The organism is Paenarthrobacter sp. TA1.8 (assembly GCF_048595705.1).
Lineage (GTDB): Bacteria > Actinomycetota > Actinomycetes > Actinomycetales > Micrococcaceae > Arthrobacter > Arthrobacter nitroguajacolicus.
Window position 1 is genome coordinate 449,511 of sequence record NZ_CP184287.1, and the last position, 25,921, is coordinate 475,431.

At 62.7% G+C, this 25,921-nt stretch carries 29 protein-coding genes; 15 read left to right on the top strand and 14 right to left on the bottom strand.

What is annotated here, in order from left to right; all coding sequences use genetic code 11:
* The first annotated feature begins 23 nt into the window (after positions 1-23).
* Positions 24-521 (top strand): universal stress protein, encoded by a 498-nt coding sequence (locus ACNAOT_RS02330; RefSeq protein WP_420179871.1) that lies wholly within the window; start codon positions 24-26, stop codon positions 519-521.
* 43 nt (positions 522-564) lie between these two features.
* Here ACNAOT_RS02330 and ACNAOT_RS02335 read toward each other — a convergent pair whose 3' ends face one another.
* From ACNAOT_RS02335 to ACNAOT_RS02345, 3 genes are all read right to left on the bottom strand, one after another.
* Positions 565-1,767 (bottom strand): MFS transporter, encoded by a 1,203-nt coding sequence (locus ACNAOT_RS02335; protein WP_420179872.1) that lies wholly within the window; start codon positions 1,765-1,767, stop codon positions 565-567.
* A 246-nt stretch (positions 1,768-2,013) separates the two neighbouring features.
* Positions 2,014-2,370, bottom strand: a complete 357-nt coding sequence (gene trxA / locus ACNAOT_RS02340; protein WP_062073672.1) for a thioredoxin — start codon at positions 2,368-2,370, stop codon at positions 2,014-2,016.
* A gap of 98 nt (positions 2,371-2,468) precedes the next feature.
* Positions 2,469-3,635, bottom strand: coding sequence for an FAD-dependent oxidoreductase (locus ACNAOT_RS02345; protein ID WP_420179873.1), 1,167 nt, complete (start codon positions 3,633-3,635; stop codon positions 2,469-2,471).
* Between the two features lie 106 nt (positions 3,636-3,741).
* On the opposite strand from ACNAOT_RS02345, the gene ACNAOT_RS02350 reads away from it, so the two are divergent.
* The 5 genes from ACNAOT_RS02350 to ACNAOT_RS02370 all read left to right on the top strand — a co-directional run bounded on the left by ACNAOT_RS02350 (position 3,742) and on the right by ACNAOT_RS02370 (position 8,020).
* Positions 3,742-3,954 (top strand): heavy-metal-associated domain-containing protein, encoded by a 213-nt coding sequence (locus tag ACNAOT_RS02350; RefSeq protein WP_062073676.1) that lies wholly within the window; start codon positions 3,742-3,744, stop codon positions 3,952-3,954.
* Complete coding sequence (locus ACNAOT_RS02355) at positions 3,951-4,943, top strand: heavy-metal-associated domain-containing protein (RefSeq protein WP_420179874.1); 993 nt, start codon at positions 3,951-3,953, stop codon at positions 4,941-4,943. Before ACNAOT_RS02350 ends, ACNAOT_RS02355 begins: the two co-directional genes overlap by 4 nt.
* Before the next feature lie 71 nt (positions 4,944-5,014).
* Complete coding sequence (locus tag ACNAOT_RS02360; RefSeq protein WP_420179875.1) at positions 5,015-7,330, top strand: heavy metal translocating P-type ATPase; 2,316 nt, start codon at positions 5,015-5,017, stop codon at positions 7,328-7,330.
* Positions 7,331-7,354: 24 nt separating this feature from the next.
* On the top strand, positions 7,355-7,603 hold the full coding sequence (locus ACNAOT_RS02365) for a YHS domain-containing protein (protein WP_420179876.1): 249 nt from the start codon (positions 7,355-7,357) through the stop codon (positions 7,601-7,603).
* 84 nt (positions 7,604-7,687) lie between these two features.
* A complete protein-coding gene (locus tag ACNAOT_RS02370) occupies positions 7,688-8,020 on the top strand; it encodes a metal-sensitive transcriptional regulator (protein WP_420179877.1) in 333 nt (110 codons plus the stop codon).
* A 604-nt stretch (positions 8,021-8,624) separates the two neighbouring features.
* Here ACNAOT_RS02370 and ACNAOT_RS02375 read toward each other — a convergent pair.
* The 3 genes from ACNAOT_RS02375 to ACNAOT_RS02385 form a co-directional block, all read right to left on the bottom strand.
* A complete protein-coding gene (locus ACNAOT_RS02375; RefSeq protein ID WP_420179878.1) occupies positions 8,625-9,950 on the bottom strand; it encodes an MFS transporter in 1,326 nt (441 codons plus the stop codon).
* A 70-nt stretch (positions 9,951-10,020) separates the two neighbouring features.
* The gene (locus ACNAOT_RS02380) at positions 10,021-10,551 is read right to left on the bottom strand and encodes a carboxymuconolactone decarboxylase family protein (RefSeq protein WP_420179879.1); all 531 of its coding nucleotides are present in this window, start codon (positions 10,549-10,551) and stop codon (positions 10,021-10,023) included.
* A 78-nt stretch (positions 10,552-10,629) separates the two neighbouring features.
* Complete coding sequence (locus ACNAOT_RS02385; protein ID WP_420179880.1) at positions 10,630-11,472, bottom strand: hypothetical protein; 843 nt, start codon at positions 11,470-11,472, stop codon at positions 10,630-10,632.
* A 734-nt stretch (positions 11,473-12,206) separates the two neighbouring features.
* Between ACNAOT_RS02385 and ACNAOT_RS02390 the strand changes: the two genes are divergently transcribed.
* Positions 12,207-12,539, top strand: a complete 333-nt coding sequence (locus ACNAOT_RS02390; protein WP_420179881.1) for a metal-sensitive transcriptional regulator — start codon at positions 12,207-12,209, stop codon at positions 12,537-12,539.
* Between the two features lie 208 nt (positions 12,540-12,747).
* On the top strand, positions 12,748-13,059 hold the full coding sequence (locus ACNAOT_RS02395) for a thioredoxin family protein (RefSeq protein ID WP_420179882.1): 312 nt from the start codon (positions 12,748-12,750) through the stop codon (positions 13,057-13,059).
* A gap of 187 nt (positions 13,060-13,246) precedes the next feature.
* Here the strand turns inward: ACNAOT_RS02395 and ACNAOT_RS02400 are convergent, their stop codons facing one another.
* Positions 13,247-13,738 (bottom strand): DUF2269 domain-containing protein, encoded by a 492-nt coding sequence (locus ACNAOT_RS02400; protein WP_420179883.1) that lies wholly within the window; start codon positions 13,736-13,738, stop codon positions 13,247-13,249.
* A 22-nt stretch (positions 13,739-13,760) separates the two neighbouring features.
* A complete protein-coding gene (locus ACNAOT_RS02405; RefSeq protein ID WP_420179884.1) occupies positions 13,761-14,018 on the bottom strand; it encodes a hypothetical protein in 258 nt (85 codons plus the stop codon).
* 107 nt (positions 14,019-14,125) lie between these two features.
* Between ACNAOT_RS02405 and ACNAOT_RS02410 the strand changes: the two genes are divergently transcribed.
* Entirely contained in the window at positions 14,126-14,710 is a 585-nt protein-coding gene (locus ACNAOT_RS02410) for a TetR/AcrR family transcriptional regulator (RefSeq protein WP_420179885.1), read from the top strand.
* Positions 14,711-14,713: 3 nt separating this feature from the next.
* On the opposite strand, the gene ACNAOT_RS02415 is transcribed toward ACNAOT_RS02410, so the two are convergent.
* The 6 genes from ACNAOT_RS02415 to ACNAOT_RS02440 all read right to left on the bottom strand — a co-directional run bounded on the left by ACNAOT_RS02415 (position 14,714) and on the right by ACNAOT_RS02440 (position 19,904).
* Positions 14,714-15,124: a four-helix bundle copper-binding protein gene (locus tag ACNAOT_RS02415; protein ID WP_420179886.1), complete on the bottom strand. Its 411-nt coding sequence runs from the start codon at positions 15,122-15,124 to the stop codon at positions 14,714-14,716.
* Between the two features lie 125 nt (positions 15,125-15,249).
* Positions 15,250-16,128: a F510_1955 family glycosylhydrolase gene (locus ACNAOT_RS02420; protein WP_420179887.1), complete on the bottom strand. Its 879-nt coding sequence runs from the start codon at positions 16,126-16,128 to the stop codon at positions 15,250-15,252.
* Positions 16,129-16,212: 84 nt separating this feature from the next.
* Positions 16,213-16,830: a DUF305 domain-containing protein gene (locus tag ACNAOT_RS02425; protein WP_420179888.1), complete on the bottom strand. Its 618-nt coding sequence runs from the start codon at positions 16,828-16,830 to the stop codon at positions 16,213-16,215.
* A 151-nt stretch (positions 16,831-16,981) separates the two neighbouring features.
* On the bottom strand, positions 16,982-17,470 hold the full coding sequence (locus ACNAOT_RS02430) for a hypothetical protein (RefSeq protein ID WP_420179889.1): 489 nt from the start codon (positions 17,468-17,470) through the stop codon (positions 16,982-16,984).
* A gap of 100 nt (positions 17,471-17,570) precedes the next feature.
* Positions 17,571-19,718, bottom strand: a complete 2,148-nt coding sequence (locus ACNAOT_RS02435; RefSeq protein WP_420179890.1) for a copper-translocating P-type ATPase — start codon at positions 19,716-19,718, stop codon at positions 17,571-17,573.
* A 63-nt stretch (positions 19,719-19,781) separates the two neighbouring features.
* Complete coding sequence (locus ACNAOT_RS02440) at positions 19,782-19,904, bottom strand: heavy-metal-associated domain-containing protein (protein WP_420179891.1); 123 nt, start codon at positions 19,902-19,904, stop codon at positions 19,782-19,784.
* 408 nt (positions 19,905-20,312) lie between these two features.
* Between ACNAOT_RS02440 and ACNAOT_RS02445 the strand changes: the two genes are divergently transcribed.
* The 6 genes from ACNAOT_RS02445 (at position 20,313) to ACNAOT_RS02470 (ending at position 25,921) form a co-directional block, all read left to right on the top strand.
* Positions 20,313-20,723 (top strand): hypothetical protein, encoded by a 411-nt coding sequence (locus ACNAOT_RS02445; protein ID WP_420179892.1) that lies wholly within the window; start codon positions 20,313-20,315, stop codon positions 20,721-20,723.
* Between the two features lie 78 nt (positions 20,724-20,801).
* The gene (locus ACNAOT_RS02450; protein WP_420179893.1) at positions 20,802-21,086 is read left to right on the top strand and encodes an SOS response-associated peptidase family protein; all 285 of its coding nucleotides are present in this window, start codon (positions 20,802-20,804) and stop codon (positions 21,084-21,086) included.
* A gap of 149 nt (positions 21,087-21,235) precedes the next feature.
* Positions 21,236-22,237 (top strand): SIS domain-containing protein, encoded by a 1,002-nt coding sequence (locus tag ACNAOT_RS02455; protein WP_420179894.1) that lies wholly within the window; start codon positions 21,236-21,238, stop codon positions 22,235-22,237.
* An 81-nt stretch (positions 22,238-22,318) separates the two neighbouring features.
* A complete protein-coding gene (locus ACNAOT_RS02460; protein WP_420179895.1) occupies positions 22,319-23,203 on the top strand; it encodes a PfkB family carbohydrate kinase in 885 nt (294 codons plus the stop codon).
* Positions 23,204-23,278: 75 nt separating this feature from the next.
* Positions 23,279-24,385: a LacI family DNA-binding transcriptional regulator gene (locus tag ACNAOT_RS02465; protein ID WP_420179896.1), complete on the top strand. Its 1,107-nt coding sequence runs from the start codon at positions 23,279-23,281 to the stop codon at positions 24,383-24,385.
* 213 nt (positions 24,386-24,598) lie between these two features.
* Positions 24,599-25,921, top strand: a complete 1,323-nt coding sequence (locus tag ACNAOT_RS02470) for an ABC transporter substrate-binding protein (protein WP_091467455.1) — start codon at positions 24,599-24,601, stop codon at positions 25,919-25,921.

Sequence of the window (25,921 nt, forward strand, 5' to 3'; positions counted from 1 at the left end):
CAATGACTAGAGAGGAAACGCAAATGCTTACTCCAAAACTGCTCATCGCCTACGACGGGTCTCCTAACGCGCAGAGCGCAATGCAGACCGTCGCAAACCTTTTTCCAGGCGCTACAGCGGTACTGCTCTATGCCCGCCAACCGCTGGAAGGCTTCGCAGCGCATCTGGAAGGCCATCCGGCTCTGGAGGAACTACAGGAGCTCGATGCCGCAGCGCTCGATGTTTCAGAACGAATTGCCGCTGAAGGTGCAGAATTGGCCCGCAGCCTCGGCTTGATCGCCGAACCGTTGATCGCATCCACGATGGCCACGGCGTCCGAAACCATCGTGGACACCGCCGAGGAGCTCGATGTTGATCTGATCGTTCTTGGGTCCCGGGGGTTGCGTGGCTTCAAGGCAACTTTGCTGGGAAGCACCTCGGCCAACGTCCTTCACCACGCCACCCGGCCAACACTGGTGATCCCCTCCGAAGCGGTGGCATCGGCTCGCCGGAGCAGCCGAACGATGGCGGGCACGAACTAGGCCGAACCTGAAGTGGCCGCCCTGCACCTGCAGGGCGGCCACTTCATTTGCGCCCGATCTGGGCTATCACCGTGACAGCCACCAGAGTGATAAGGACAGCACTTAGCCCGCTGAATCCGATGTTGGCCAGGACGGGTCCCGCGGCTGCGCCGCCTGCCGCTCCTGCCAAATTCATGAGTGAATCAGAAACACCCTGCAGCCGTGGTCGATGAACGGACTCAACCGCTTGGCTGACCATAGCGGAGCCGGCCAGAGTGGAGGCCGACCAGCCCAAGCCCAGCAAGCCCAAACTCACGGTGACCAGGACATCATTGTGGGATCCCAGTATGGCCAACACCAGGGCACCAAGGAGTATGGCCTGCCCCGCCAGTACAACTATCCGTGCGCCAAAGCGGTCCGTAAGGTAACCAAGGGCCGGGGAGAATGCGAACATGCCAACCACATGCAGGCTGATCGTCAGCCCAACCATGGTGAGCGAGGCGCCATGTCCGGTCAAATGCACGGGGGTCATGGCCATAAGTGCCACCATGACGGCGTGGCTTGAAGCCAGGGTGAGCACCGCACGTTTCGCGCCCGGTGAAGAGCGCAGCAAGCGGAAACCGCCAACTGAAGTTCCGTCGGTCTGGGGCTGGATGCCTCCCGCGGTACGTTGGCCCTTAGCTGCAAAGAGCAGCGGATCCGGCCGAAGGCCACCGAGATAAACGGCGGCTCCGAGCAACTGCGCGATGCCGCCAATAATGAACCCTCCGGTGAACGGTGGCATCCCCATGCTCTCGCCCAGGCTTTCTCCGGGCCCAAAGAGATTCGGCCCGACGACGGCCCCGATGGTTGTCGACCATACAACGTGAGATAAATCCCGACCCCGGGTTGCCTCGCTCGCGAGGTCAGTGGCTGCGAAGCGGGCCTGCAGGTTCAGAGCGGAACCCGAGCCCATGAGGACCATGCCCACCAAAAGCAGCGGCAAACTTCTCACGCCCGCCGCGATGATCACGACCACGCCGCCGAGCACAGCGATCCAGGCTCCTGTACTGAGCGAAATCCGCCGGCCCTTGGCCTGCGCCAGGTGGGCGAGGGGCATTGCCAGCAACGCAGCGCCCAGAGCCCCCATCGTCATGGCCATCCCTGACCAAGCTGCGGAGCCGGATACGTCAGTGACTAACATCGCCCCGAGGCTCATGGTGGCACCGGTGCCGATTCCTCCCAGGATCTGGGCCAATGCCAGCACGCGGACAACTTTTCGCTGCACGGTGCGGAGCGATTGGTCTCGGGAAAAGTGTCGGCGGACATGGTCACCTTCGGGTGGGGTTCGCGTGAAAGGTGACGGGTAAGTCTTTGACTACCATCATCATTGTCTTGAGACGGGCTTGTGTCATTACATGACCTTTCTGGCTGATCCCCTGGCACTGGCCATCCTTTGGTCGCCCGCGAATCGAGTGGATAGTAGGACTGACTCGGGCCGGCTCCTACGCGGCCGGCCCGATCGGGAGGGTGTTTAGTGGCCACCCTGATCTGCATGTACCTTCGACATGTCGAGATTCCTGACGCCCGCGACGACTTTTTCCAAGTCCCCGGCGGGCAGGGCTCCAGGCTGGGAGAAAACCACAACCCCTTCCCGGAAGGCCATAAGTGTGGGGATGGACGTGATCTTAGCCGACATGGCCAGTGCTTGTTCGGCCTCAGTGTCGACCTTGGCGAAGACGATATCGGCGTGCCTTGCGGAGGCTGCTTCGTAAGTAGGGGCGAACATTCGGCAGGGCCCGCACCAGCTGGCCCAGAAGTCAACGAAGACGATGTTGTTGTCCTCGATGGTGCGGCTGAAATCTTGTTCTGTGAGGTTGACGGTGGACATGGAGTTCTCCTTCTTGGTGGTTTAATGGCGGGAATCTTCTGCCCTGCCGGGTTGGAAATCGACGACATCGGGTTTGTTGTGTCGGACGTTTCGCAGGCCTAAGGGGCGGTGATTTTGCTGCGTGCAGCGAGCAATTCGGTGAAGGCATTCAGCCCCGCCACCGCAGTGATGCCGCCCTCGGGATGGTGGAAGCTGGTCAGTATTGCTTTGGGATCGTCCGTTCCCAGAGGACGTTGGTGGCTGCCGGGTACCGCTGCGCCGTACGCGGCCGCGGAGTGCCGGTAGACGGTAAGAGTGAATCCGGTGTCCGCGGTGTACGGGCCCGGATCGGGTGCCCCGGTCAGATCATGCAGAGCGGCACGGGCCGCGTGGGCGCCTTGGGCAACGGCGGCATCCCAATGGTCGATGCGGTAAAGCCGCCCGTCCCTGGCCGGGTGAAGTGCAAGGCTGCCCGCTGCATAGACAGCCCGATAATCCCGGGCCCTCAGACGGGTATCGACGGCGACGCCCTGATCGGCATCGGTGAGCCAGGCAGAGCTTGGCATGGTGCCGTGGGCTATGACCACAAGATCTGACTCCAGGATCTGACCATCGCTCAACGTGATGGTCACAGAGGCGGGTCCGGTAGTGAGAGTGGTGACGTCTTGGCCGAAGTAGGCGTGGACGTTGTGTCGGTGAAGTTCGGCGATGTGCTCCGCGATTCGACTGCCCAACGCAGAGGCCAGTGGTGTGGCAGATCGGGAGATGAGGTGAACCCGGGCACCGGCATCGGCGAGGAAACTGGCGGTTTCAGCGCCGATGAACCCCGCACCCAGAACCGCGACAGTCTTGCTTGTCGCGTTCTGCCCCAGACGGGCGCGCAGCCGTACGGCATCATCTGCCGTGTGGAGGTGGAAAACCCGGTCTGGGGCGCCTGTCATGCGGTCGGCAGGACGTGGGGAGCTCCCGGTGGCGGCGATCAGCGCGGCGTATGGCACAGTGCGGCCGTCCGCCAAGGTGAGGACTGAGCGCTCCGTGTCCACAGCGGCAGCGCGGGCCTGGAGGAGATCGCCCTCAAGTGCGCGGACTCCCGGCTGGGTAATCTGCTCTGCAGTGAGCAGACCTGGCAGGACTCCTTTGTTGACCAGTGTCCGGTTGTACGGCTGATGGGGCTCCCCATTAATCAGAGTCAGCGGCCCTTCGAAGCCCTCGGCCCGCACCGTAGCTGCTGCGCTCAAACCCGCAGCCCCCGCACCAACAATGACGATTTCCTGCTGCCGATCCATTCCGGTCTCCTGCCCGTTTAGCCCGTTTGACATTGATACCCCCCGTGGGTACCTTAGCAACTATACACATACCCCCTAGGGGTACGATGAAAGGGTAAGGCAGATCATGAACACCACTGAGTTCCAAGTCACCGGAATGACCTGCGGGCACTGCGAAATGTCCATCCGCGAAGAGGTCCTGGAAGTGCCTGGCGTCGAGTCCGTGGACGTCAGCCATCAGAGCGGCAGGCTCGTGGTCACCGGTACCGGGCCGGTCGAGGACGCGGCTGTCCTGGCCGCCGTGCAGACTGCCGGCTACCAGGGGGTGCGGTCGGCGTGAACGCAGCCGGACGACTGGGTGCTTACGTGGCGGGGCTTGCGGTGATTTTCACCGGTGCCTTCGCGGGCGCGGCGGCCCTTGTGCCGGAACAAGCCGTAGCGGCCTGGACGCACTCGGAAGGTTCCATGGACGGGCACGCCGGGGCGGCGCACGCAGAACAACCTATGCCTGATGCTTCCACCGCAGCCGGCTCTCCGGTTCAGGGCGTAACTTCGGAACGAGGCGGTTACCTGCTGGGGGACATTACCGCACCCGCAGCCGTGGGCGCAGACGGGGAACTGGCGTTTACCATTACCGGCAAGGACGCCTCCCCGGTCACCGGGTTCGAGGCTTCGCATGAAAAGCGGGCTCACCTGATCGTGGTGCGTTCGGACGGGACGCAGTACCGTCACGTGCACCCTGTCATGGACGAAGCCGGGCGTTGGTCCTTGCCGTGGCGGTGGGAGGCGGCTGGTACGTATCGGATTTACGCCGACGTTGTCCCGACCGGCTCGGACGCGAATGTGACGCTGACCCGGACTGTGGATGTAGCCGGTTCACTCGAGCCGGCGGCACCGGAGGTCTCCGCCACCGATGAGGTCCAAGGGTTCCAGGTCTCTCTTCAGGGCGACCTGCAGGCAGGATCACCGTCGGATCTGACGGTCAGCGTTAACCGCAGCGGTCAGCCGGTAACAAACCTGCAGCCTTACTTGGGGGCTTATGGGCACCTGGTGGCTCTGCGGGCAGGCGACATGGCCTACTTGCATACACACCCTGAAGGTGCCGAGCCGGGTCAGGGCGGGGTCTCCGGGCCCGAGGTGAAATTTGCGACCACGCCCCCGACGCCGGGCCGCTATTACCTCTACTTCGATTTTCAGGTGGACGGAAAGGTGCACACCGCCCAGTTCACCGTCGACACCACGGGATCGCCCCGAGCTGCGACCGCACCTACCCCCGATCAGGCACCCACCGACGCCGGCACAGCCGACGACGGACACGGCGGGCACTGACCCATCTCACTAGCCCCCAAGGAGCGCGACCCTGACAGGTCGGGCTCCGTACCGGGAGAAAGTAGTACCCCATGTCTGCATCAGCAGCCAGGCAACCTGCGCCGGAACTCGACATTGAGCTCGAGATCGGCGGGATGACCTGCGCCTCGTGCGCCAACCGGATCGAACGCAAACTCAACAAGCTCGATGGCGTCATCGCTTCCGTCAACTACGCCACCGAAAAAGCCCGTATCACCGCTCCTGCCGGATACGATCCTCAGGCCTTGGTCGCCGAGGTCGAAAAGACCGGATACTCCGCGGCCCTGCCCAGCGCCCGGCGGGAACAGCAAAACGAGGAAGACGACAACCGTCCCGACGCTGAACTGCGGTCGCTGAAACACCGGCTTATCGGCAGTGCCGTGCTGGCGATCCCCGTCATCGCCATGGCGATGATCCCTGCCCTGCAGTTCAATTACTGGCAATGGCTTTCCTTGGCGATGGCCGCCCCGGTGATCCTCTGGGCGGGCTGGCCCTTCCACAAAACCGCGTACACCAACCTGCGCCACGGTGCCGCGACCATGGACACCCTGATCTCCATGGGCACCACTGCTGCGTTCCTGTGGTCCCTTTATGCACTGTTCTTCGGCACCGCCGGGACGCCGGGGATGACGCATCCCTTCGAACTGACCGTAGCTCCCACTGATGGTGCGGGCAACATCTACCTGGAAGTCGGCGCCGGGGTGATCCTGTTCATCCTGGCAGGCCGCTACTTCGAGAAGCGTTCCAAGCGCCAGGCCGGGGCAGCGCTGCGCGCCCTACTGGAGTTGGGCGCCAAGGACGTGGCCGTGCTGCGCGACGGTGACGAGATTCGCATCCCCACCGATCAGCTGTCCGTCGGCGATGAGTTCATCGTCCGTCCGGGCGAGAAGATCGCGACGGACGGCGTGGTCGTCAGCGGCCGCAGCGCGGTCGATGAGTCGATGCTCACCGGCGAATCGGTGCCTGTGGAAGTCGGCGCCGGGGACACGGTGACCGGCGCCACCGTCAATTCCGGTGGCCGGCTGGTCATCCGCGCCACACGCGTAGGTTCGGACACCCAGCTGGCTCAAATGGCACAACTGGTGGAGAACGCCCAGTCCGGCAAAGCCGAGGTCCAGCGTCTGGCTGACCGGATCTCTGGTGTGTTCGTACCCATCGTGATCGCAGTCGCTGTTGGCACACTGGCCGCCTGGCTCGGCGCAGGATTCCCGGTAACGGCGGCATTCACCGCAGCCGTGGCCGTTCTCATCATCGCCTGCCCATGCGCCTTGGGATTGGCCACGCCAACGGCACTGTTGGTCGGCACCGGCCGGGGAGCCCAACTGGGCATCCTGATCAAAGGCCCCGAAGTGCTCGAATCAACCCGCAAGGTCGACACCATCCTGCTCGATAAGACCGGTACAGTCACCACCGGCAAGATGACCTTGCGGGACGTGCACACCGCGCCCGGCACCAACCCCGACGAACTACTCCGCATCGCCGGAGCCTTGGAGGATTCCTCGGAACATCCCATCGCCCAAGCGATAGCACGCGGTGCCACCGAACGCGTCGGGGACCTGCCAACCCCGGAAAACTTCGCGAACGTCGAAGGACGCGGCGTTCAAGGCGTGGTCGAAGGGCACCTGGTAATCGTCGGACGCGAATCCATGCTCGCCGACTGGTCACTGACAATGCCGGCCGATCTTGCCAGGGCCAAGGCTGAGGCCGAAGCAGCCCGCGAGACGGCAGTAGTCGTAGCCTGGGACGGGCAGGTCCGCGGTGTCATCACCGTTGCCGACGCAATCAAAGACACCAGCGCCGAAGCCATCTCACAATTCCGCGCCCTTGGTCTGACGCCGGTGCTGCTCACAGGCGACAATCGTGTCGTCGCCGAACAGGTCGCCGCCCAAGTGGGGATCGAACAGGTCATCGCAGAAGTCCTGCCCCAAGACAAAGTCCGTGTTGTCACGGACCTGCAGAAGCAGGGCAAAGTCGTGGCCATGGTCGGCGACGGCGTCAACGACGCCGCGGCACTTGCCCAAGCGGATCTGGGCCTGGCCATGGGAACCGGGACGGACGTGGCCATCGAAGCGGCGGACCTCACCTTGGTCCGAGGAGATCTACGTGCCGCCGCCGACGCGATCCGGCTTGCCCGTAAAACCCTGGGCACGATTAAAACCAACCTGTTCTGGGCCTTTGCCTACAACGTGGCCGCGATACCGCTGGCCGCCCTCGGGCTGCTCAACCCCATGCTGGCCGGAGCCGCCATGGCATTCAGCAGCATCTTCGTGGTCACCAACAGCCTCCGCTTGCGCTCCTTCAAAAGCCACGCGGTAAACCAGTCGCCGACCGCAGCCCGCTCCCGCGCGCTGCAGCCGGTCGACGCCTAACCCCACCCCGAAAGGAAACCCACCATGGGAAGCTGCTGCAGCACCTCCGCCAAGGACACTTCGACAGAGGACCTGACTCTCACCCAACGTCCCCCGCAAGACAATGACGCAATTGCCCACTGCCCGGTCATGGCCGGCACGCCCGTAGTCAAGGCTGCAGCCGAGGCCAGCGGCCTCTACCGTGACTTCGAAGGAACGCGCTACTGGTTCTGCTGCGCAGGCTGCGGACCGGCCTTCGACGCCGACCCGGCCAAATACGCCCACGCCGGCTGACACTCTCGGCGCGAAACGCATTCTGGGCGCGGTGACCTTGAGTCACCGCGCCCAGGGCCTACCACCGGGCATCAGGAGACAGCTATGTACCCGAACGCATCCACGGGCAGGCCGGCGGGCCACCTGTGCGGCGGCAGCCTGCAGTACACCGGCAACAAGGCCCGCTACGTTGCCCGCCTCAGACGAATGGAAGGCCAGGCTCAAGGAGTCGCCCGGATGTTCGAAAGAGAGCAGTATTGCCTCGACATCCTTACCCAGGTCTCCGCCCTGAGCGCAGCACTGCGCAGTCTCGGACTCGGACTGGTCGATGACCACATGAAATATTGCGTCCTGGATGCTGTGCGCCATGACCCCCGGGCTGCCGAGACCCTCCTTCTCGAAGTGTCCGAAGCCATTGCCCGCTTACGCCGCGGCTAGACCGGACGAAGGCGAATCTTCGCCCTCCAGCGCCCCACGTATCCCCGAATCGGGGAGGACACGAACACCAGTCCGCGCCCCAAAACCAGTTCGATCTCGCACAACAGAACGAACCCGCACCGGCAGAAGGTCCCTTGCGGCCAACCCGGTCCCGCCTCCTCAGCGGGGAACTCATCTGCCGCCCCGAAGCGGCTCCGGCACTGGTAGCTAAACCGTTGAGAATCTCAGCAGTGGATGCAGGACGGCGGACCCTCCAACCGCAGGCCAGAAACGGGAACCGCACTTCAGGTCCAGGCAGTGGCCAGGCGTCTCATGGCAGGAAGCCCCATCTCCGGGACCACAAACTTCCTGAACCCCATTGGAGCCACGCGCCCCATGCCCGGTACCCCTTCTGCGCGCTGCAGCAGAACAGTACTGCCGCCAAGGTGGCCGACCGGCAACGAATGCCATGCCGTCAGCAATGGCCTGAACGCGCTGTCGACGTTGGTACAGAACCCTCAGCACCTTCGACAGGAACCGTCATTGTGCGGAAGCCGGGCACCGGAACCCCGCAAAGGGTCCCGGCACCCGGCTCCAGGTACGTCGGAAACCGACGTTTTCTCGTTCAGGAAATACGTACACAAGAGCACTGTCCCGCGGCCAGCGTGCCCTCTGCCACCCCGGTATCTGAGACCGTCTTTACGTGACTTGCCGCAGCCTGTGGGTGGGCCGGGGCCAGAATCACGGCGTCGTGGTGTCCATCATGGCGCGGCCACAGGTAGAGGGCAGCTGCCGCTCCTATGACGGTGAGGACTGCCAGCGCAGACCACGTGAGGGTCAACCCGGCGTTTGTTCCGAGCCAGCCGGCAATGGGATAGGTAATCAGCCAGGCAAGGTGAGAGAGCGAAAATTGGGCTGCGAAGACCTCCGGTATCCGGTTCGGTTCACCCGCAGCACGGAGAACTCTTCCCGTCGGGGTGATGATCATCGCCATTCCGGCTCCGATGACCACCCAGATGATCGCTGTGCCAGCCCAGGTAGGTACCCCTACCGCACTGAATGTGAGCGCCCCTGCGGCACCGGCCACGAGAACGGCGGCGCCGCTCAGCATGACAGTGCGCTCCGTGACCCGGTCCAGCACACGGGGGAGTGCCAGCGCGGCCATCAGAGTTCCACCACCAGAGGCCGCCATCATCCAGGCCACGTCGGACTGGGAGCCGCCCAGTTCATCGCGGACGTAGTTGACGGTGTTGACGATCACGATCGATCCGGCCGCTGCGACAACAAGGTTAAGCGCCATGATGCCCCGCAACCGCGGTCTCCTGACGAACGTTCTGATTCCTGCCGCAGCCCTGTCCCAGGCCTTGGTGTGGGCGCTTGGCTGAGCGTTGGGGATGCGTGTGGACATCACGAGAAACGCGGAGACGACGAATCCAACCGAGGTGCCCAGGAAAAGCCAATTGAAGCTCATGAAGCTCAGCGCGACTGCGGCCAGCACGGGACTGAGCAGGCTCTCCATGGTGTAGGCGACCTGGGAAGCGGACAGGGCACGCGTGTAGGCGGCTTTGTCGGTCACGATATCGGGAATCACCGCTTGGAACGTCGGCGTAAACGCCGCTGACGCTGACTGCAGGAGGCCGACCAGGAGGTAAATATGCCAAACCTCGGTGACAAAGGGCAGCGCAAGGACCACTGCAGCTCGAACCACATCGAGAGTGATGAGGAACGCCCGGCGGGGCAACCGGTCAACATATGCAGCAGCCAGCGGTGCGATGATCACGTACAGGACCATCTTGATTGTCAGTGCGGTTCCGAGAACCTCGCCCGCGCGCGGGCCAGCGAACTCGTAAGCGAGCAGGCCAAGGGCGACCGTCGCCAGTCCGGTGCCGAACAGCGCGATGACTTGGGCGCTGAAAAGATGGCGGTAGTCGCGGATTGCGAACAAACGCATGGTTTTCCTTTCATCCATGCAGCGGGACAGACCCTCACGAGGCCGCCCGCGAAAATGAGGCTTCAGACTCCTACGAGGCTGGATTGGGTTCGGGTCTCAAACCGGCGACCAAGTTGAAGGCGCCGGTGAGGATGTTCAGAGCCACGATGCCGACGACATCGACGATTTCCCGGTCGCTGTAACCGTGCTCGCGCAACCCGAGGATCTGCTCATCGGTGATTCCCTGCGGGTCGCGGTAGATACGGAGACCCAGAGCGATGATCGCCGCAATCGCCGGGTCGGCCGAAGTGCCCGCGCGGGCAAGGCCAATTTCGTCCTCCTCGATTCCAGCGGCGCGGGCTGCGTCGACATGTGAGTCGAGGCAAAGGCCGCAGCCTTGCTGGACCTGGACAGCAATGGAAATACGCTCACTGATCTTGCGGTTCAGTTTTGCGCGTTTCATCGACCGGCTGAGCTGAAGATAACCGCCCAAAACAGCTGGTGAATGCGCCATCGTAGAGACCATGTCACCAACTCGGCCATGGCGGGAGACCAGGTCCGAGAGTAGATCGCGGGACGTGCCCACCGCCGTAGCGGGGGTTAGTTGGGTAAGTCGAGACATGAGAATCCTTCAGGAGGTGTGCGGCGATTGGATTGTTAATGACTTCGATGGTTGGCTTCACCACGCCACCGGTGGAGGTCAGGCGTGGTGATGCGACCCGTGGTTGCCATGGGATTCCTCGCCGGGTTTGCCCGGTCGTGTTCCGGCCTCTGCGGCCAAACCCTCGGCGACGGTACCTGTGGCCCGGGCCGTGAACTGCGCGGTGATAATGGCGCCCTCGTGCTGGAAATCCAGATGCAGACGGTACAAACCAGCTGAAGGTGCGATGGCCATGAATGAGACTTCCGGGCCCGGCTGGGTTGTTCCGTCACCAGGTTCTCCCTCGGGATGGACATGAAGGTAGGCAAGGTCTTCGACGCGAAGTGCCACCAAATGCCCAAAAGCGCCAAGATATGGCTGCAGATCCGTCACCGGCTGTCCGTTCCTGGCGACACTGAAGGTAAGTTCGCTCGCCTCTCCGGGAAGGAGCCTGCCCTCAAGCGTGACGGTGTAGTCGCCGACTTCCACGCTCTGTCCAATACCGGGAAGCGGTTGGGGGATGTACTCGCCGGAGACGGAGGCTTCGATACTCAAAGTCATGGGCCCGTCGTGTCCGGTCGGGTGGAAGTCCGTGAAAATCCGCCAGGGTCCAGAGGTAAGTTCCAGATCGATGGTCCACGTCCCCGACTGGTCCATGATCGGGTGGACATGCTGGAAGCCAGTCATGTCACGGCGGATGGCGATCAGGTGCAGTTCTTTCTCATGCGTGGGTGTGAACTCGTTAACCGGCTGTCCGTCCGGGCCGACAATCCGGAACGTTATCGTCTGCGTTCCGCTGCCGAGTGGTTGGAAATCGAAATCCAGTGTGTATCCATGCTCCGTGAGCATCAGGCCGCCGGATCCTTCAACGCCGTGGCTGCTGTGGCTGCTGATGTCAGTCATATCGTCTCCTCTGTTCTGTATCGGACGCTTGCTAGGGAATGTGGTTCTGGACGTCATTCACGAGGGGCTGGCAACGGTACTTCGAACCGTCCAGCACAGGACGCGGATGCTCGTCCCATCTGCCGGGAACTTGGCCACAACATTCGCGACGCAAATCCCACTGCCATTCGTCCGTGCCCTCGTACTGCTGATCTGTCGCTCAGACCGAATACCCCCCGGGGGTACCACGTTGAGTCACCATACCCCATAGGGGTATAATTGACAAGGCTGGAATACGTGGCGTCGAGCAACCAGTGGCTCTCGAAGGGGGGTGATCTTGAGTTTCCCCGCGCGGAGTTATACCCTTAGGGGGTACCTGTAGCTAAGAGGGAAAGCGAATGAACTGGCCCAACAGCGTGACTGTAAGCGTCATCTTGGACTCTCCAGGGCCAAGCCCTGCGCGATGGTCGCCGCGCTGGCCAATCCCAAGTGCCGGCTCTGGTGCGGCATGATCTCCGTATTCACGCCGCTTAAAGGCGGGGCAGCTGAATCGTCCACCCCTTGCTCCGGCACTCTGCAGGAGCCCGGAAGCGAGAGCCTCGCAAGTACCATGAGTAAGGTGATTCGCTGGGCGTCGGCCTGTTTATTCCGGTGCGTGGTCGATCTGACAGTGAAATCCCTGGAAAACAGATCATCCCGCGACGGCACGGGATCCTCGCACCCACTACCATCTACGGCTACCCCAAAGGAATAGAATGACCACCAAACAGCTGCCTCCAAGCCCTGAAGCAGGGGCCGAGAGCCACACAAACCACGGCTATATCACCGACAAAGAGCGGTACTTGGCGCGCCTCAAGCGAATAGAGGGTCAGGCGCGGGGGATCGCGCGGATGGTTGACGAGGAACAATACTGCATTGATATCCTCACCCAAGTTTCAGCGCTGACCTCGGCCCTGCGCGGCGTGGCCCTAGGTTTGCTCGATGACCACATGAAGCACTGCGTCCTCGATGCCGCCCAGCTCGGCGGAGACGCAGCCGAGGCCAAGCTACAAGAGGCCTCCGATGCCATCGCCCGCTTCGTCCGGTAACTGTACGAAGGGCTAGGTAGCGGCTCTCCGGTACCTGCCACCTCGGCAGGGTGCAGATCGTGGCTTTTACACCTGGGAGTGGGATCCGTTGCTTGGGGAATGACCTTCTACGGTTTCCGTCCCGACCGAAGGGAGATCGCTGGTTCGATCATATGCCTGCCTGGGTCGCCGTCAACATGTTCGAACCACGCAATGCAGGATGATTTCCATGGAAATTGAAGTGTTCCACATCGATAATTGCCCCAACACGGTGACAGCAGTCAACCACGTGGAGGCTGCCCTAGCCGCGCTCGGCCGCGAAGACATTCCCGTCCAACTGCGACGAATAGAGACGCCCGCTGACACGCTTGGAACCTGTTTTTCCGGGTCCCCGACGATCGCAGCAGACGGAACGGACATCTTCCCCGACGGCACCCCTACACGCGATCTCGCGTGCAGGATCTACCACAGGTCGGAAGGGTTCTCAGGAACTCCCGACATCGACCAAGTGATCGAGGCTTTGAGACGCCATGGCCTCTGAACAAGAACTCCGATGTTCCTGTTGCGGGCGAACCATGAAACGGGAAAAGCTCCACGCCCTAGGCGCAGAACCCGCCTACATCTGCCGCAGATGTGCGCTGTGGGTCGCATTTCGCCGCCCGGCAGGCTGAGCCCCACCAGTTCATCGGCATTCCTAAGCATCGGAAATACCGTCAAGGACGCGTCTTTTAGCGAACTGACGTGCGGGAAAGCTTTTTCTGCCCGTAGCGGGTCATCCCGCGGGGCTTGTACACAGCGAGGATGGTGGCCAGCGCCAACACGACGAGGGCCCCGCCGGTGTGCAACAGCGCGGAGGGCATCTGCACTCCGGACATGACGGGGTCCGCGGCGATCTCCGCCAAGGGATCGATGGTGTGGGTGTACAGGACAAGGATGACCGTGGCGAACAAAGTCAGGACCAGTTTCAAGAGAACCCAGTAATGGCGGATGAGCCCCCATTTGGTCCCGAGGGCCAACACCACTCCGGTCAGCAGTGAACCCAGCGCCAAGGGGATCAGGAGCGACCAGACCGTCGCTTGAAAGCCCAGCCACAGCAGGCGGCTCAGCTCTATCTGCTCTCCGGTGAGGGCTGCGAGGTCGAGGACGACGAACACGGCAACGGCACCGGCCCACCCCAGGGAACAAATGATGTGCAAGGTCAGCAGAAACTTCCTCGCCATGGCGCTGAGGACCATCAGCGGATCACAGCTGAGCGGTCAAGGTGGGAGCGTGCCCGGTGCCGGTGGCCGCCGGCGCGCTTGTGGAGCTCTCCGGGCTGCCGATACCGATGCCATGCCGCCCCGGTCCGTGTTCTCCACCGCTGAGGAGCATGACGGCAACGACCACCAGCAGCAGGACCCCTGCGACGATGGCAGAAACTTTGACCCAGCGGGGCGGGCCGGTGAAGGTGTCCCGGTCTTTTTGCGTGTTGTCCCCGGGGAGTCCTTGTTGTTCACTCATGGCGCTCCTGTCAGCGTCTAATTGCCATTCGATGAAATCTCTTTACGAGACAGTATGTCTCGAATGCGTCGGTCTGTCTAAGTGGTGACGAGGCGTATGATCTTGGCATGCCAAAGCTGTGGAACGAGACCATCGAGGAGCATCGCGGCGCCGTAAGAGGCGCCATTCTGGAGGCTGTTGCGGCTTTGGTTGCCGAGCAGGGGGTTTCGTCGGTCACGATGTCGCAGATCGCCCAAGATGCCGGGATTGGGCGGGCGACGCTGTACAAGTATTTTCCCGATGTGGAGGCGGTCCTGGATGCCTGGCATGAACGCCACATCAGTTCCCACTTGCAGGAGCTCGCCCGGATCAAGGACAGCACCTACGGAGGTCCGTGGCGGAAGCTGGAAGGGGTTTTGCGGGCCTACGCGCTGATCGCGCACTCCGGCCACGGGAGCGAACAAGCGGTACGGCTCCATGCCCGTCCCCACGTCGGGCATGCCGAACGGCAGCTCAACGTCTTCCTCACTGAACTATTGGCCCACGGTGCAGCGGAAGGTGTAATCCGCAGTGATATAGCCCCTGACGTCCTGGCAGGCTATTGTCTGCACGCTTTGGGTGCAGCTGCCGGGATGGCCCCTGCTGGCGGGCTGCAGCTCGTCGGGATCACCATGGCCGGGTTACGACCGGAAGCGCAGGTCTCGGCTCCCTGATTTTCAGGTGAGGGCGGCCAGCAGCGCGGTGCAGGCACTTTCGCAGCGTCGGCAGGCCTCTGCACAGATCCGGCAGTGTTCGTGCATGCCGGCATGATGTTCGCAGTCTTCGGCGCAAACGCCGCAGGCGGTCCGGCAGGCTTCGAGGAGTGCCCGGACAATCTCGGTGTTGGTATCGGTTTGGCGGCTGAGGATGGTGCCGGTGGTATGGCAGATATCGGCGCAATCGAGGTCTGTGCGGATGCAGGCAGTGAGGTCGGCGACCATGTCCTCGCCCAGGCACGCGTCGGCGCAGGCGCTGCACGCCTGGGCGCATTCCAAGCAGGCAGCGATGCATTCGGCCAGCCCCTCATTATCTACCAAGCCCGTTGCTCTTGGGTGGGACTCGATCATCGCGCTGATGTGGTGGGTCATGGCCTGCTCCTGTCATCGATGGGCGTGAGGACCGGCCGACCCGGCCATCACGCCCACCCTAGACCGGGCATCCGGGGCACGCCAGAGGCCTGCCGGCGTCGTTTGCGTTGGCAGAACTGAAGGTCTCAGGCGGCGTCAGCGGGGCGGTAGCTCGTGCCGCCGTCGGTGGAGACGACGATCCCTTCGGGTGTGGCAGCCCAGATCCAAGGGTTCCCGTCGGCGCCCTTGAGGGCCGCTATGGCCAGAACTTCACTGTCGATCCGTCCTTTCTTGGTCCACGACTTGCCGGCGTCGGCCGAGTAGTAGGTGGTCCCGTCGGGAGCCACGCCTGCCGCTTCGTCCGGGCTGGCGAAGGCGGCGAACTGAACCACCGGGCCGGTCTTGTCCAATGCCCAGGTTGCCCCGCCGTCGGTGGAACGCTGGATTCCCTCAGTGGTGGTGCCCAGCACGGTGTCGCTGTCGGGGTGCCCGGCCAAGACCGCCGGGGCGAACATGGCCGCCACGGTGTTCCAGGTTTTCCCGTCGGGGCTGCTGCGCAGTTGCCCGTCGAAGGCGACAATCCCGGATCTGGTGGTGGTCAGGGCGTGGAAATCGGATTCGCCTTGCCGTGAGAGTTTCTCCCAGGTTTGTCCTCCGTCGGTGGACTTGATCAGTCCGAGGGGGTTGGGCATAGCGGAGCCCTGGCCGGGGTGCCCGGAGGCATAGAAGACGCCGTCTTTGCCGGCGGTGAAACCCATCAGGTCGTTCGTGCCGCCGATCTTGCTGGCTGGCTGTTTGGTGACGTCGAACAGCCCGTCGTGGGTGGCCAGCAGCACCTGGCTGGTGTCACCGTTGACGGTCAGGCCGTGAACGTGACTGCTGGGCAGGGGCTTATCCGTCAGCTCGATGGATGGTGTTGTGGAAGCCTGCGGGCCGGCCGGGGCGCAGGCGGCCAAGGCGAGCACGATCGCGGCACCGGCAGCGATGGCTCCGGTCCGCTTTACCGCGGTGGTGAAGGATTGCATGGGAAGCTCCAGGTTGGGGGGGAAACGGGTATGCGGAGGGCGCCGGCCTCCCTTTTGGAGGAGGACCGGCGCCGCTGTGGCTGGCTAGAGGTTGGCCAGCAGCGTCTGCATTTCCTTGATCTCGGTTTCCTGAGCGCTCACGATGTCCTTGCTGAGCTGGACAGCTGCGGGATCCTTGCCGTCCGTGGTTTCTGTCTTGGCCATGGTCACGGCACCTTGGTGGTGGGCGATCATTTGGGTCAGGAACAGCTTCGCGGCCTCAACACCTTGGGCGGCTTCGAGTTTGGTCATGTCTTCGGTGCCCATCATGCCGTCCATGCTGTGCCCGGTGGGCATCTGGGTGGGTTCGCCCCAGCCTTTCAACCAGCCGGTCATCTTTTCGATCTCCGGTCCCTGTGCGTCCTTGATCCGGGTGGCCAGGGCCGTGACTTCGGCGGGAATGTCCTGCTTTTTGAGGATCATGTCGCTCATCTCCACAGCCTGGGCGTGGTGCGGGATCATCATCTGGGCGAACATCACGTCGGCGGCGTTATGGTCCGTTGCCGCGGCAGGGCTTGATGCGCTGGGGGAGCTGCTGCCATGGTCCATGCCCGGCATGGACGTTCCGGAGGAACCGGAACCACCGGAAGTGCCGCAGCCGGCCAGTGCGATGGCGGCGGCGATGGCCGTTGCGGCAACAGTTAAGAATTTCTTCGTGGTCATCAAAATCAGGTCCTTTATAAGAGTTCAGGGGGCGCAAAGGCGCCCGCACAAAAAGGGGTTGGGTGCATCAGCTGCGCCGGTCCGCCGCTACAGGGCCGGGCGCGCAAGAAAAGAAACGGCCTGGGGCTCGGGCCCGGGCAGGCGGAACGCCCTACGTTCTACTGATCGACAAGTCGCCCGGTGAAGGACTGCCGGGACGGTAGGACCAGGGGACACGAGCTGTGATGGTGGAGGCTGCGGACTGGGCCGTGATGGAGACCGAGTCATCCGGCACGGGCGCCGCCAGACCGCCGGTCGCGACCGTGGGGATGCAGGAGGCACTCATGGAGTGCTGGCTTGAGCAGTTCCCGGAGCAGGAGCACTGCGCAGGGGACGTTGCACCGTTCGACGTGGACAGCTCCTGCAACGCGGCAGGCTCAGGCGATGAGACCAGATGGCCGGCGTGGCCGGATGCTTCGCTTCCGGACGGAGCGTGCCCGGTCGTATCCGGCATACCACCGGAAACCATTCCGCTTGAGTGTGCCGAGTGGGTGCCGGTCATGACGTGCATGCCCAGGATTCCGGCGATGATGGCGAGGACGGCGGCCAGAAGTGAGGCCGTGAGCAGGGCGGAACCGGCCATGGTGCGTTGCGCGGCCATGCTGATCCTCCTCCCTGCGTGCTTGCTGTTTCTAGGCTACCGGCACCGGCGCCCTACCCCGGGTGGGGATAGCGGGTGCCGGTGACGGTTCACTGTTGGTTCAACGAACCTGCGAGGGGTTCAGTTTCACCCGGCGGAGCAGCTGGGCGTTGAGGGCGACAACAATCGTGGACACCGACATCAGGACCGCTCCAGCTGCCGGGGACAGGACGATCCCGGCGAATGCCAGCACGCCCGCTGCCAAGGGCACCGCGAGGACGTTGTATCCGGTGGCCCACACGAGGTTTTGCCACATCTTGGTGTAGCTCGCCCTGGACAGGTCCACCATGGACAGCACCGCCCGCGTGTCGTTGCCGGCCAGGATCACCCCGGCCGATTCCATCGCCACATCGGTGCCGGCGCCAATGGCGATGCCGACCTCGGACCGGGCCAGCGCGGGGGAGTCGTTGACACCGTCCCCGACCATCGCCACCTTCAGGCCGCGGCCCTGCAGCTCAGCGACCTTCTTATCCTTGTCCGCGGGCAGCACTTCGGCGAAGACCTCATCGATGTTCAGTTCCTCACCCACGGCCTTCGCCACCTGGGTGGCGTCGCCGGTGATCATGGCAACCTTGATGCCCCTGCTTTGTAATGCGGTCACGGCTTGCCGGGACTCGGGCCGGATGGCATCTTCCAGGCTGACCGCCCCCAGGATCCGGTCCCCATCAACGACGTGCAGAACAGCTGCGCCGCGGCCCATCCATTCCCGGGTCAAACCGGCCAAGGCCTCGGGTTCCGTGAGCCCCAGCTCGCGCAGCAGCGCCGGCCCGCCGACCTGGATAGTCCGGCCGTCGACCATCGCGCGCACGCCCCGGCCCGTCATGGACGTGAAACCTGTCGCCTGCGGGAGCTTGAGGCCCTTCTCCTTCGCTGCCCGGACGATGGCCCGGGCTACGGGGTGTTCGCTGTCGGATTCTACGGTTGCTGCCAGTGCCAGCAGCTCGTCAGAGGCCCCGCCGTCAGTGGTGGCGGTGTTCCTGACCTCGGGTTCGCCCTTGGTCAGGGTTCCGGTCTTGTCGAACAGGACGACGTCGATGGTCCGCATCCGTTCCAGGGCGATCCGGTTCTTGATCAGCACCCCTGCCCGGGCGGCCTGTTCGGTGGAGATGGCGATCACCAGCGGAATGGCCAGGCCCAGGGCGTGGGGGCAGGCGATCACCAGGACCGTGACGGTCCGTGTGACTGCTTCGGGCAGGCTGCCCAAGAGAATCCATGCGATGAAAGTGATGACACCGGCAATGGTCGCGAAGTAGAACAGGAACGCCGCGGCCCGGTCCGCGAGGGCCTGGGCTTTCGAAGACGAGGCCTGTGCTTCGGCGACCAGCCGCTGGATGCCGGCCAAGGCCGTGTCGTCCCCGACCGCCGTCACGGTAACCCGGACGGTGTTGTCGGTGGCCACGGTCCCGGCCACCACCGGATCACCCACGGCGCGGAGCACCGTTTTGGATTCACCGGTGATCATGGATTCGTCAAACTCCGCCCGCCCGTCGGCAATGGTGCCGTCGGCGGGCATCCGGGCCCCGGAACGGACCAGAACAACGTCCCCGGTCTTCAGCTCGGACACCGGAACGGTTTCGACGCCGGTAGCGGTGATGCGTTCGGCTTCATCGGGCAACAGAGCGGCCAAGGCGTCGAGGGCGCCTTGTGCCGAGCCGAGCGCACGCATTTCGATCCAGTGCCCGAGCAACATGATGGCTACCAGCAGGGCCAGTTCCCACCAGAAGTCCAGATCGAAGTTCCCGATCCGAAGGCTGGTGGCCCAGGACGCGGCGAACGCGACGGTGATGGCCATACTGATCAGCAGCATCATGCCCGGCTGCCGGGACTTCAGCTCGTTCAGGCCACCTTTAAGGAACGGCATGCCCCCATAAAGGAAGATCACGGTACCCAGAACGGGCGGGATCCAGGCCGACCCCGGGAACACCGGTGGCATGTACCCCAGGAGATGCCCGAACATCGGACTGAAATACACGACCGGGACCGACAGTGCCAGCGTCAGCCAGAACCTGTCCTTGAACATGGCCGTGCTGTGCCCGGCATGCTGGCCGTGGCTGTGCACCGCGTGATCGTCCCGGGTGTCGTGTCCGCCGGGGTGGGCGTGGTGCCCATGCGCGGTCATTGTTGCCCCACCTGATTGCTGCGGGATAGTTGCTCCCCGTTCAGTTTCGCTGTCCGGTGAAGGGTGGTGGTGATGATCGTGCTCTGCCATGATGAGCTCCTCCAGTTACGGCCGCGGCATCGCACGGGGCGGCGCAGGCCATGTGGGTTCGAACTAGCTGGTCAGGCTGTATCCAGCCGACGTGACGGCGTCCCGGATGGCGGCAGGTGTGGCTTTTCCGGAAACGACCAGACGGGAAATCCCGCCGGGAACGAGTTCAACAGTCGTGGCGTCCACGCCTTCCACCGCGTTGACTGCTTTTCAACGCTGGCTTTGCAGCCGCCGCAGGTCAGGCCTTCCACCGAGTATTCGACACCGGGAGAGCTTTCCTGCGGGGTCTGGCTCGCATCGGCGGAGCAGCAGCCGCAACCCGAGGAGGAGGCGGAAGTCAGGGGCAGTTCGGTACGTGATGGTGCTTGCATGTCAGTTCCCTTATTTGCAGAAATGCGATGAGTGCTGTGGTTGAACGGTTGTAAAGAGGAACCCAAGGGCCTCCGCGACAAACCAGTCACTGACAACACCGCCAATATACCCCCCAGGGGTATATTGGCGCAAGGGGTTGGGATAGCAAGGGCACCGGTGGCAAGCCTTGAGACATCCGGCAGGGGAGGCCATTCTTGAAGAACCTGACCCAAGGAGACCGCGATGGGACACATCCAGACCGACGCAGAACCGGCAGTAACCCCAACAGGACTACTCGCAGCCCTGACCCACATCGACACGGTGGGCTTCCATGGCATCGCCACCGCCCTCACGGGGTCAGAACCCAGAATCGACCGCAACTGGGCGGCCCTGATCCACAACGCCCGCATCGCAGTAGCCGTGACGACCTGGCCTGATGAGCTCCAGGCCGCTTCGGACCGGTTTACCGCGGCAGCCGGGCAGCTGATACCCGCCTTGGAAGAGCGCGACACCGGGGGTGTTGTGGAACCGGCGAAAGAACTCCACATCGCCTACCACGCACTCAGCGACGCCGGCTGGAGCTACCTAGCCTCAACTGCTGGAGTCCAGGGAAGTGAGGACCATGGCCACGGCGCCCAGCATGGAAGCCACTAACGCCCCAGCAGGGCGATGGCTTCTTCAAAGACGCGTCTTCAACAGTTCTGAGCTGCAAAAAAGCCAGCTGAGGCACCATTGATACCGGATAAGCCGGCCGAGGGCTACTACGAATGGCAGAAGACCGAGGACGGCAACAAGATCCCGAACTATCTGTTCTCCGAGAAAGAACCGTTGCTGGGCTTCGCCGGCCTGTACGAGTTCTGGCCCGATCCCGAGCTGCCCGAGGACGATCCTGAACGGTGGCTGCTGACCTGCACAGTCCTGACCACAACGACCCAGGACGCTCTGGGGCACGTCCATGACCGGCCCCGGTCATCATCCCGAAACACCCCTCCGTGGACTGGCTCGACCCGGACCTGAACTATAGAGCAACTTTCCTACTCCCAGAAAAACCACCCCGGCCCCACCTATTGACGCCCCCGACTCCCCATGACACCATGATGACCACATCTTGATACCGGTATCAACATGTTTCAACTCTCTCAGGCGTCATATCGAAAGGACCATCCGTGCTTGGCTTCAAAGAAGAGGAATTCCTCACGCAGACCCGCAGCGCACTGGCGTTGCAGGGGCAGATTGAATCGGTTGTTGACTCCATCCAGGAGCGGGAGCTGACCAACCTGTTCCTTATTGGCGCCGGCGGAACCTACGCCGCGATGCTGCCCTACGAGCACTTCATCCGGTCCCGCTCCACCCTGCCTGTCCGCGCCTCCATCGGCAAAGAGCTCATGCTCACGGATGACCCCACGTTCGGCCCCGGTTCCGTGGCTGTCTTTGCCTCCGTTTCGGGCACTACGGAAGACGTTATCGAGGCCATCGAGTTTGCCAAGGCCAAGGGCGCCTACACCGTAGGGTTCACAGGATTCGGAGATAGCCCGTTCGCCAAAGCCCTCGATGTCGCCCTGGTGACCGAACCCAAAACCTGGCCGTTCGATATCCCCATGATCCTCTTGAGCGCCCGTCTTCTCGCGGCTCGGGGCGAATTTGAAGGGTACGAAGAACTGGCGGCGGAACTAAAGACCGTTCCCGAGAGTTTGGTCGGCGTCGCCCGTCAAGCAGAGTCCGTGGCGGAAGCTTTTGCCGAGAAGAACAAGGACGCTGACTACCATTTCCTTGTCGGCACCGGAAACCTCTGGGGCCTCACCTACCTCTATTCCATGTGCATCCTCGAAGAGATGCAGTGGCTTCGCACAACCCGCGTGCACGGTGCAGAGTTCTTCCACGGCTCCCTGGAACTCATCGAAGAAGACACCAGCCTCATGCTGCTCCTGGGCGAGGATGAGACCCGCCCGCTGATGGACCGTGTGGCCAAGTTCGCCGAAAACTACAACAAGAACACCACTTTGCTGGACAGCAAGGACTACGAACTCCCGGGGGTTAGCCCACGATTCCGTGCCCTTGTTGCCCCGCTGATTCTGGACACGGTTCTTGACCGTTTCAGCAAGCACCTCGAACGCGTCCGCAACCACTCCCTGGACCTGCGCCGCTACTACCGGGTGGTCGAATACTGACCAACACCACGCCCGCAAAGGCATAAGGCCGCGCTGCGGGTCCGGTTCTGCCCGGGCCCGCAGCTTCGAGACAGGAAGAGCATGAAAGTAATCGGGTTCGGGGACAACATCGTGGACCGTTTTCTCGACCGCAAAGTGATGTACCCGGGGGGAAACTGCGTCAATGTCGCGGTCTTTGCCCGCCGGCTGGGCGTTGAGTCTGCCTACCTCGGCGTCTTTGGCTCGGATCCGCTGGGCGCTTTTGTCCGCGATGCCATTGATGCGGAGGGTGTTGATACCAGTCAGTGCATCATCCGCGATGGTCTCAACGGGGTCACTGAAATCAAAGTGGTGGACGGCGACCGGATCTTCCTGGGCTGGAACGAAGGCGGCGTCACCACTAGTGATCCCTTCGCGCTGGAGGATGATCACCTGAAGTACCTGGCTTCAGCCGATCTGGTGCATTCGAGCGTCTATTCTGCGTCCGAGCCTCAGCTGCCTGCCGTTCGAAGCACAGGGACGCTGGTTAGTTTTGATTACTCGTCGGAGCCGGAGCGTCGAACAGACTCCTATTTGATGCAGACGGCGCCCTACGTGGACCTGGCGCTTTTGTCGTGCGGAAACATGACCATTGCCGCCGTCGAAAATGACCTCAAGCGAGTACATGCGGCGGGCGTTTCGCTTGTGGTGGGGACGCGCGGTCAGTCAGGCGCAATGATGTACGACGGCGAACGCTTCCTCACGCAGGCAGCGGCGCCTACCGACCCGCTTCGGTTCGCGGACACCATGGGTTGCGGCGATGCCTTCCTGGCGGGAGTCGTGGTCAGCCTGCTTGGCTACGGCTGGAGCCGGGCGTACCGGCCGCCGGCCGACGCTTTGCAGAAAGCCCTGGCTCGTGGGGCGGAGTCGGCCGCGGCTCAGTGTTATGTGGAGGGCGCCTTTGGATACGGCAGGGCAGTCGAGGTAGCGGCCGGGCAGTCGCGGTAGCTACTAGGATCTGATGCAGAGACAAATCAACGGACGGAAACCGCAAACGCGGATTCCACAACTGAAGGGGGCCGGATGGCGACGGATCATCAGAACCACCCGGCTGCCCCCACCATTACCGAAGTAGCAGCAGCTGCGGGAGTGGGGAGGGCCACGGTTGCCCGAACCCTTGGGAACTATGGTTCGGTCAGTGAAGCCACGCGTGCCAAGGTGATGCGGGCCGCCGAGAAATTGGGCTACCAACCGAACACGCTGGCTCGAAGCATGACCACAGGGGTCACCAAAACCCTTGGAATTGTGCTGGCGGACGTGGCCAACCCGTTCTTCTCAGGCGTGCTCAAAGGCATCTCGGAAACGGCGAAAACGGCCGGCTATGACGCCATCATTCTGAGCACTGACGAGAAGCTTGAGCTGGAGCGCGATGCCATCGCTGTCTTGCTGGCAAAGCAAGTGGATGGCCTCGTTGTGGCCTCCGCGGCAGGCCGGAGCGACGACGTCTCGCATCTGTCCAATGCCATTGACCGCGGAACTCCTGTAGTGCTTATCGACCGTTTGGTGGACAAGCTGGAGACGGATTCGGTGGTCATCGACAACCGGGAAGCTGCGCGATCGGCCGTAGCCTCGCTCATTCACAACGGGCATCGGCGCATTGCGTTCGCGTGGGGGCCGGTGACCCTGAGCCCGGCGACGGACTTGAAACAAATGCACAGCATCCTGGATGAGGCCCTCTGGAGTGATGGCGAACGGTTGAGGGGTTACCTCGACGCGCTCGAAGAGGCCGGTATCCCTTTTGACACTGCACTCATCACTCACGTCCTCAAGAACGAGGGCCAGGCGACGCGGGCTGTCAGTGGAATGCTGGCTTTGGCGGACCCGCCAACTGCCATTTTCACTACCGAGACTGAGGCGACGGTTGGGGCATTGTATTCGCTCCGCGCCAAAAACCTGCGCCTGCCAAAGGACGTCTCCCTGATCGGGTTCGACGACAGCCCTTGGGCGGCCGTCATGGATCCGCCGCTGACCATGATCCAGCAACCCATGCGCCAGATGGGGGCCGTTGCTTCCCAGCAGCTCATTGCCAGGATCGACGGCGATACGTCTGCCCCGAAGAAACACGTCCTGCCTTCCCTGCTCGTCGCCCGCTCCTCGGACGGCCCTGTGCGGGCTGCCCGCAGCGACTAGAAATTCCTCCCTGTAAATTTCTCTAGCTCTCTTCCCCGCTGCCGCAAATCATGATTCACTGTGGTACCGGTATCACAAATTCCATCCCAAATCCCATCCCAGAAGTTACCCCTTCAGCCCGTCTCCGTGAAGCACATCCCAACGGCGGGCATGACTTCCCACTCCCATAGGGTGGCCCCCGGCTGATCGGCCCTTCGACCGAAAGAAGACATGATGCGTAAAAGCACCCAATCACTGATGGCATTGATGGCCGGCGCCGCTTTGGCGCTTACCGGCTGTTCCGACGGCGGTAGCCAACCGGCTGCTGTCCTGGACCCCAACGCTGAGCCACAGTACACAGGAACCCTCAGCATCCTCACGAAGTTTGGCGGAGACCCGCTGGAGCCGTACTTTGAGGACTTGGCTGCGGAGTACAAGAAGCAGCACCCGGAAGTGTCCTTCGATCTCATCCAGGAAACGGACCAGAGCATCAAGGACAAGACCAAGACGCTGACTGCGTCCCAGGCCATGCCTGACATCTACTTCACCTGGGCTGGCAGCTGGGCCAACAACTTCATCGATGGAGGACTCGCGGCAGATCTGACCCCGGTCATTGCCCCCGGCACAGAGTGGGGGAACAACTTCGGCGAATCCGCTCTGAAAGCATTTGCCAAAGACGGCAAGTACTTCGCGGTCCCGCTCTACAACAACGGCAAGTTCATGGGTTACAACCAGCGGATCTTCAAAGAACTCGGCCTGACACCGCCAACCACCTTCGATGAACTCATCTCGTCGTGCTCCGTGCTCAAGGGAGCCGGCTACGAGCCGATCTCGTTCGGTAACAAGGACGGCTGGCCGGGGCTGCACTACTTGCAGCAACTCTTCGCCTACGAGGTGCCGGCCGAGACGCTGCAAGCAGACTTCAGCCCGGAAACGGCCAAGCTTGAGGACAAGGGTTATCTCAAGGCCATGGACCAGTTCACCACCCTGGTCAATGAGTGCACCGGCAGCGGCAAGGATTCCAACGGTGTTCTCTACACCACGGCGCAGCAGGCATTGGCTGAGGGGAAGTCAGGTATGTACTACCAGGAGATCCTGGAGTTCGACTCCACCGCATCTGCCGAGTCAAAGCTCAAGCAGGATGGATTGGGTATCTTCAAGCTTCCGGCGGCAACAGACGCCAAGGGCGATCCGAAAGCAATTGAAGGTTCCCCCGAGGGCTACATCATCAATGCGCGTTCCAAGAACGCCGCACTGGCAGCAGATTTCATGAAGTTTGCCACCAACAGCCAGAATGCTGCGAAACTCTCCGCTCCGCCGTATGGGCAGCCCAGCGCAGTCAAGGGCGCAGTTTCCACTGAAAATTCTTCCGGACCTGTCATCGAGGGCATCAAGCAAGTCAATGAAGCGTCCGCGGCGATAACCTGGCTGGACTCCGTAACTGTTCCCGCGGTGGCTGATGCCTGGCTCGCCGGCGGGGAGGCCTTGGTGGCCGGAACTCAGACCCCCGATCAGGTTCTTGCCTCCGTCCGAGCAGCTTCCAGTGCAGCAAAGTAG